This is a genomic window from Ferruginibacter sp., assembly GCF_031430955.1.
Taxonomy (GTDB): domain Bacteria; phylum Bacteroidota; class Bacteroidia; order Chitinophagales; family Chitinophagaceae; genus Ferruginibacter.
Genome location: NZ_JANPCM010000167.1, coordinates 1 through 5,378 on the forward strand (window position 1 = coordinate 1; position 5,378 = coordinate 5,378).

5 protein-coding genes are annotated in these 5,378 nt (G+C 36.3%); 1 reads left to right on the forward strand and 4 read right to left on the reverse strand.

Going from position 1 to position 5,378, the window contains the following annotated elements; translation table 11 throughout:
* Window positions 1-239: 239 nt before the first annotated feature.
* The 3 genes from ACY65O_RS04465 to ACY65O_RS04475 form a co-directional block, all read right to left on the reverse strand.
* Entirely contained in the window at window positions 240-884 is a 645-nt protein-coding gene (locus ACY65O_RS04465; protein ID WP_462219644.1) for a carbonic anhydrase family protein, read from the reverse strand.
* Between the two features lie 166 nt (window positions 885-1,050).
* Window positions 1,051-1,353, reverse strand: a complete 303-nt coding sequence (gene hpf / locus ACY65O_RS04470) for a ribosome hibernation-promoting factor, HPF/YfiA family (RefSeq protein WP_462219645.1) — start codon at window positions 1,351-1,353, stop codon at window positions 1,051-1,053.
* A gap of 10 nt (window positions 1,354-1,363) precedes the next feature.
* Window positions 1,364-2,923, reverse strand: coding sequence for a SulP family inorganic anion transporter (locus ACY65O_RS04475; protein ID WP_462219646.1), 1,560 nt, complete (start codon window positions 2,921-2,923; stop codon window positions 1,364-1,366).
* Between the two features lie 89 nt (window positions 2,924-3,012).
* Here ACY65O_RS04475 and ACY65O_RS04480 point away from each other — a divergent pair, with 89 nt between their 5' ends.
* Window positions 3,013-3,729, forward strand: coding sequence for a TetR/AcrR family transcriptional regulator (locus tag ACY65O_RS04480; RefSeq protein WP_462219647.1), 717 nt, complete (start codon window positions 3,013-3,015; stop codon window positions 3,727-3,729).
* Between the two features lie 135 nt (window positions 3,730-3,864).
* On the opposite strand, the gene icd is transcribed toward ACY65O_RS04480, so the two are convergent.
* Window positions 3,865-5,175 carry an NADP-dependent isocitrate dehydrogenase gene (gene icd, locus ACY65O_RS04485; protein WP_462219648.1) on the reverse strand — a complete coding sequence of 437 codons (1,311 nt, stop codon included), beginning with the start codon at window positions 5,173-5,175 and terminating at the stop codon, window positions 3,865-3,867.
* Between the last annotated feature and the right edge of the window lie 203 nt (window positions 5,176-5,378).

Below are 5,378 nucleotides of genomic sequence, written 5' to 3' on the forward strand. Positions count from 1 at the left end.
AATTTCCAGATGATCCTTGTCATCTCGTCGCCGTCTAATTCAACAACGGGGTTTGCTACTTTTATTTTGGTCATGATTCTATTTTTTATGGAATGCAAATGTAAACCATTCAGAATATTATTCCATGTTGATTTACGGAAACGTTATCATAATTTCTAAATAACCTAATGCTGAGCCAATGTTAGGTGCAAACCTTTCTTCGCCGTCTGTGGTCTTTCAATTTGTTACCAGATAAGTTTTTAAGCGGTTATAATTATTGTGTCTTCAAAAAAAGCTACCTGTCCAGTTGTAATGTCGTGTATCCCGCCGACGATTCCTATTTCTCCCTTCTCTATCATTTCTTTTAAAATTGGGCTGCGTTCCATAATAGCATGCACCGTTCTTTTTACATTAATGCTGGACACTTTTTCTACAAATTCGGCGTTGCCTGAATTGCGGTTTTCAGCTACTGTTTTTTCATCATAAACAGCCGGCTGTATTTTAGAAAGTAAAGCAGTAAGGTTGCCCATTTCTACGTGGTCGCAGGCACCTTTCACTGCACCACATTTAGTGTGTCCTAAAACAACTATTATTTTTGAACCAGCTACCTTACAACCAAATTCCATACTCCCCAAAATATCTTCGTTCATAATATTACCTGCAATACGAACACTAAAAACATCTCCCAAGCCCTGGTCGAAAATTAATTCGGCAGACGTTCTGCTGTCTATGCAACTAAGTATTACGGCAAAAGGATGCTGTCCGTCTGAGGTTTCATTTGCCTGCTGTAAAAGGTTGCGGTTTACTTTTAGATTATTTACAAATCTTTTGTTGCCCTCCTTTAATAAGTCTAAAGCCATTGCAGGGCTTATGGCATTTTGCATTTCTTTTGTTAATGTCTTCATTTTTTTATTTTTAATTATTATTGAAAGGGATATTGTTGAATAATACTATTTGAAATTGAGATTAATTTTTGTTCTCAAATATTTTTGTGATATAGCCTGTATTTGAGCCGTACATTTAAAAAAAATGTAAATATTTGTAATGCATCATTTTTTTTACATTATTCATTTATTTCACATTTAGGAGTTTCGTCTTTCTTTTTTCTATCTGCCTTTCTAATGCCTCTGATGTTTCTGCTATCGCTGCTTCAAATATTTTGCATTGGGCAGATGCCATCAGGTCGTAACCCGGTATAATCAATCTTATCTCACATAGTTTATTTTCATTTGTAGAGGATTTTTCTATCTTAAAGGATACGTCAACGCCTGTAATTTCATTATTTCTTCGGGACAACATTTTAAGTTTTTGGTTTAAAAAATCTATTACCTCTTGTTTAAGCGTAATATTTGGTGATTGAATATTGAGTGTCATATTTTTTATTTTAATTATTAACAGGTTCTATAAAATTAATTTTCTCAACTGTGATGTTTTTTGTTTTTGCATTTATCTCATAGTTTTTTATCAATTCAATTACATCGTAAGCAATGGACTTAGATTTGGAGCAGTCAATAATTACTTTTGAATTAGCAGGTATTTCATCTAAAACCCTCATTACACTTGCCTTATTAAAAAATGATACTTCTTGTGCAAGTTCTATGTGATGAACTTCCTGCCCGTTTTCGGTTTTTTCTGTTTCCTTTAAATGATGTGAATTGCGATAGCTATGGCGTAGCGTATAGAAGATGCCAAATAATATCCCTACTGTAATTCCTTTTAATAAATCGGTTGCTAAAATTGCTACAACTGTTGCAGTAAAAGGGATAAACTGTTCCCAGCCCAACTTATACATATCTTTAAAGAGTGCTGGCTTGGCTAATTTGTAGCCTACCATTAAGAGTATGGCTGCTAAACTTGCCAATGGTATCATATTCAATACACTTGCAATTGTTAATGCACTTATTAATAAAAAAACGCCGTGAAGTATTGCAGATAATTTTGTTTTGCCACCAAAAGATATATTTGCTGTACTTCGTACAATAACTTGTGTAACGGGTAAACCGCCTATCAAGCCTGATACTACGTTTCCTAAACCCTGTGCTTTCAATTCCCTGTTTGTTGGTGTAATTCTTTTATCGGGATCCATTTTGTCAGTGGCTTCTACACAAAGCAATGTTTCTAAACTTGCTACTATTGCTAATACAATGGCAATTTTCCAAACTTCAAAATTCGTTAGTGCCGAGAAATCAGGGAAAGTAAATTGACCGAAGAATTCTGAAATTGAATGTGGCACTGGTACTGCAACTACTTGCTGGGCATTTAAACTAAAATCAAGAATACCGTTTTTGTATAAGTTAAACATTAAAATGCCGAACACCACTACCACCAAAGGTCCATTAATGATGCTGAAAATTTTATTTTTTTTGCTTAATATTTTGTCCCAAAGGATAAGTATTGCTAATGAAATTGCCCCTATAACTACTGCTCCAGGTGTTATAAAGTCAAATGCCCTGAAAATTTCAGAAAAAGTATTTTGCCCATCTGCCTGAAAAAAAGCGTCATCCCCCATTGCGTCTTTATCCCAACCCAATGCATGGGGGATTTGTTTTAAAATTATCAACAGCCCAATACCTGTAAGCATTCCTTTTATTACAGAAGTTGGAAAGAAGTAAGCAACGAAACCAGCTTTTGCAAATCCCAAAATCAATTGAAACACCCCTGCTAAAACAACGGCTGTTAAAAAAGCCGTCCAGGAACCGCCAAGTGTTGCAATAGAAGTTAAAACTATTACTGCTAATCCAGCCGCAGGGCCACTCACTCCTAAAGGTGAGCCGCTTGCAACACCAACTACAATGCCACCCACTATACCTGAAATAATACCTGCAAACAATGGGGCGCCTGATGCTAAAGCAATACCAAGGCATAGTGGAACGGCAACAAAAAACACCACTATGCTGGCAGGCAAATCGCTCTTTAAGTTTTTGAATAAGTTTACTTGGTTCATATTTTTCGATTATTTGACGAAGATAGGGGTATTATTTTAGAAGATAGTATTACTATTATAAATAATTGTAAAATATATTTTGCATAACTTTGTTACCTATTTCAGAAATTCACCTAAATACAGAAGAAATGAAACTGCAGTTACAAATAAAAATGAATGAGGATTTATTTCTCCGTAATCCAGAACATACAGAGTTGGGCAGGAACATCATTAAACACAGCATTCAATTGATTTTCCAAAACGGTTTTGAAGCCTTTACATTTAAGAAATTGGCAGAAGATATTGGTACAACGGAAGCAGGAATTTACCGGTACTTTGAAAATAAACACCTCTTGCTAATATATATTACAGCCTGGTATTGGGGTTGGCTTGAATACCAAATTAGTTTTCAAACTAATAATGTTACAGACCCTGCTGGCAAGTTGAAAAAAGTAATAAAGCTATTGGCAACAACGGTAGAAGATGATGGGGAAACAATTTATGTAAATGAAAGTTTATTACACCAAATAGTAATTTCAGAGGGTTCAAAAGCATATTTAACCAAGCAAGTTGGCGAAGATAATAAACACCAATTTTTTAAACCCTATAAAGACCTTTGTGCTGTTATTGGGGATATAATTTTAGAATGTAATCCAAAGTATAAGTATCCAAGGTCACTGGCTACTACGATTATTGAAATGGCCCATTTTCAGAATTTTTTTATGAATAATCTTCCATCACTTACAGACTTTGGAAAGAATAAGACAGAGTCGCAAATAATATTATTTCTAAATGATTTGGTGTTTTCAAGTGTAAAGAAGGGTTAATCGTTCGTGGTAAAAGTTGCTAATGACAAATATTTTAAGAGGTTGATAAAATTTTTTTTGCAAAAAAATATTTTAACCATCATCAGGATTCTGTGGAAAAAGGCTCAAACACAATAGTTCCATGGTAATAGATCTTTACAACCCACTGCTCTTCTTCAACATAAAATCAGCTGTTACTACTCCCATGTTTTCTATAATTTCATTACCAAACTCATCTGTTTTTAAAAGTGTAGCACCGGTCATTAAATTATAAAAATCTATAGTTACTCTTTTACGCATAATGGTAGCCTGCAGGGCATCGGTAATTAAATCAGCCGCTTCTTTCCAGCCAATATATTCTAACAGCATGCAGCCGCTTAAAATTACAGAAGAAGGGTTCATGCTGTTGGTACCTGCAAATTTAGGTGCGGTGCCATGTGTAGCTTCAAATACTGCGTAACCGGTTTTATAATTGATGTTGCCACCGGGAGCAATGCCGATGCCGCCCACTTCTGCTGCCAGTGCATCCGAAATATAATCGCCATTTAAATTTAATGTAGCCACCACCGAAAACTCTTTTGGTGCAATTAATATCTGCTGTAAAAAATTATCTGCAATAATATCTTTTACTAAAAGTTTGCCTTCGCTCAAAGCTTTTCGCTGCACTTCATTGGCATGTGCTTCGCCATGTATTTTCTTTAGTTCATCCCATTCTTCCCAGGTAAAAGTTTTATCTCCAAATTCTTTTCTTGCCACTTCATATCCCCAGGTTTTAAAACCCCCTTCGGTAAATTTCATGATGTTGCCTTTGTGTACTAATGTTACCGAAGGCAAATGATGTTCCAGCGCATGTTCAATGGCAGCCCTCACTAATCTTTTACTGCCTTCATTCGAAACAGGTTTTACGCCATAGCTGCTGTCGCCGGGAAAACGAATATTTGTCACCCCCATTTCTTCAATCAAAAACTTTTCAAATTTTTGTGCATCTGCACTGCCCGCTTTCCATTCAATGCCGGCATAAATATCTTCTGTGTTTTCTCTAAAAATTATCATGTCCACCTGCTCGGGATGTACTACCGGCGACGGCACACCTTTAAACCATTTTACCGGACGTACACAAGCATACAGGTCAAGATCCTGGCGCATGGCTACGTTTAACGAACGGATGCCGCCGCCAATAGGCGTAGTTAAAGGACCTTTTATAGAAACAATATAATCTTTTGCGGTTTGTAAAGTTTCGGCAGGCAACCACTCGCCGGTTTGCTTAAACGCTTTTTCGCCGGCAAGCATTTCTTTCCACTCAATTTTACGGTTGCCGCTGTACGCTCTTTCCACAGCGGTATCAAATATTTTTTCTGCAACTTTCCATATTTCGGGGCCAATACCATCGCCTTCAATAAATGGAATGGTGGGGTTGTTGGGAACATTCAATTTTCCGTTGCTGCCCATTGTAATTTTTTCTGCCATAATAAGCCCCCTCTATCTCCCCCAAAGGGGGAGGAAACGGAGAAGAACGTTTTTTGTTAATAATATTTTTTAGCCGGCCTTGGAATTAATTTTTAATTTCATTGGTGACGTCCCGATGCATCGGGATACAGCAAATCTTTATTCAACTTTTTTAAATCCAGCGTTTCTTTTCTTTTGCGCAAATTTAAGAGAAGCATCAAATA

What these genes read in the sequence shown, in the direction of transcription:
- hpf (WP_462219645.1), bottom strand. Translation starts at nt 1,353, where the DNA reads ATGACACTCAATATTCAATCACCAAATATTACGCTTAAACAAGAGGTA.
- ACY65O_RS04465 (WP_462219644.1), bottom strand. Translation starts at nt 884, where the DNA reads ATGAAGACATTAACAAAAGAAATGCAAAATGCCATAAGCCCTGCAATG.
- ACY65O_RS04475 (WP_462219646.1), bottom strand. Translation starts at nt 2,923, where the DNA reads ATGAACCAAGTAAACTTATTCAAAAACTTAAAGAGCGATTTGCCTGCC.
- icd (WP_462219648.1), bottom strand. Translation starts at nt 5,175, where the DNA reads ATGGCAGAAAAAATTACAATGGGCAGCAACGGAAAATTGAATGTTCCC.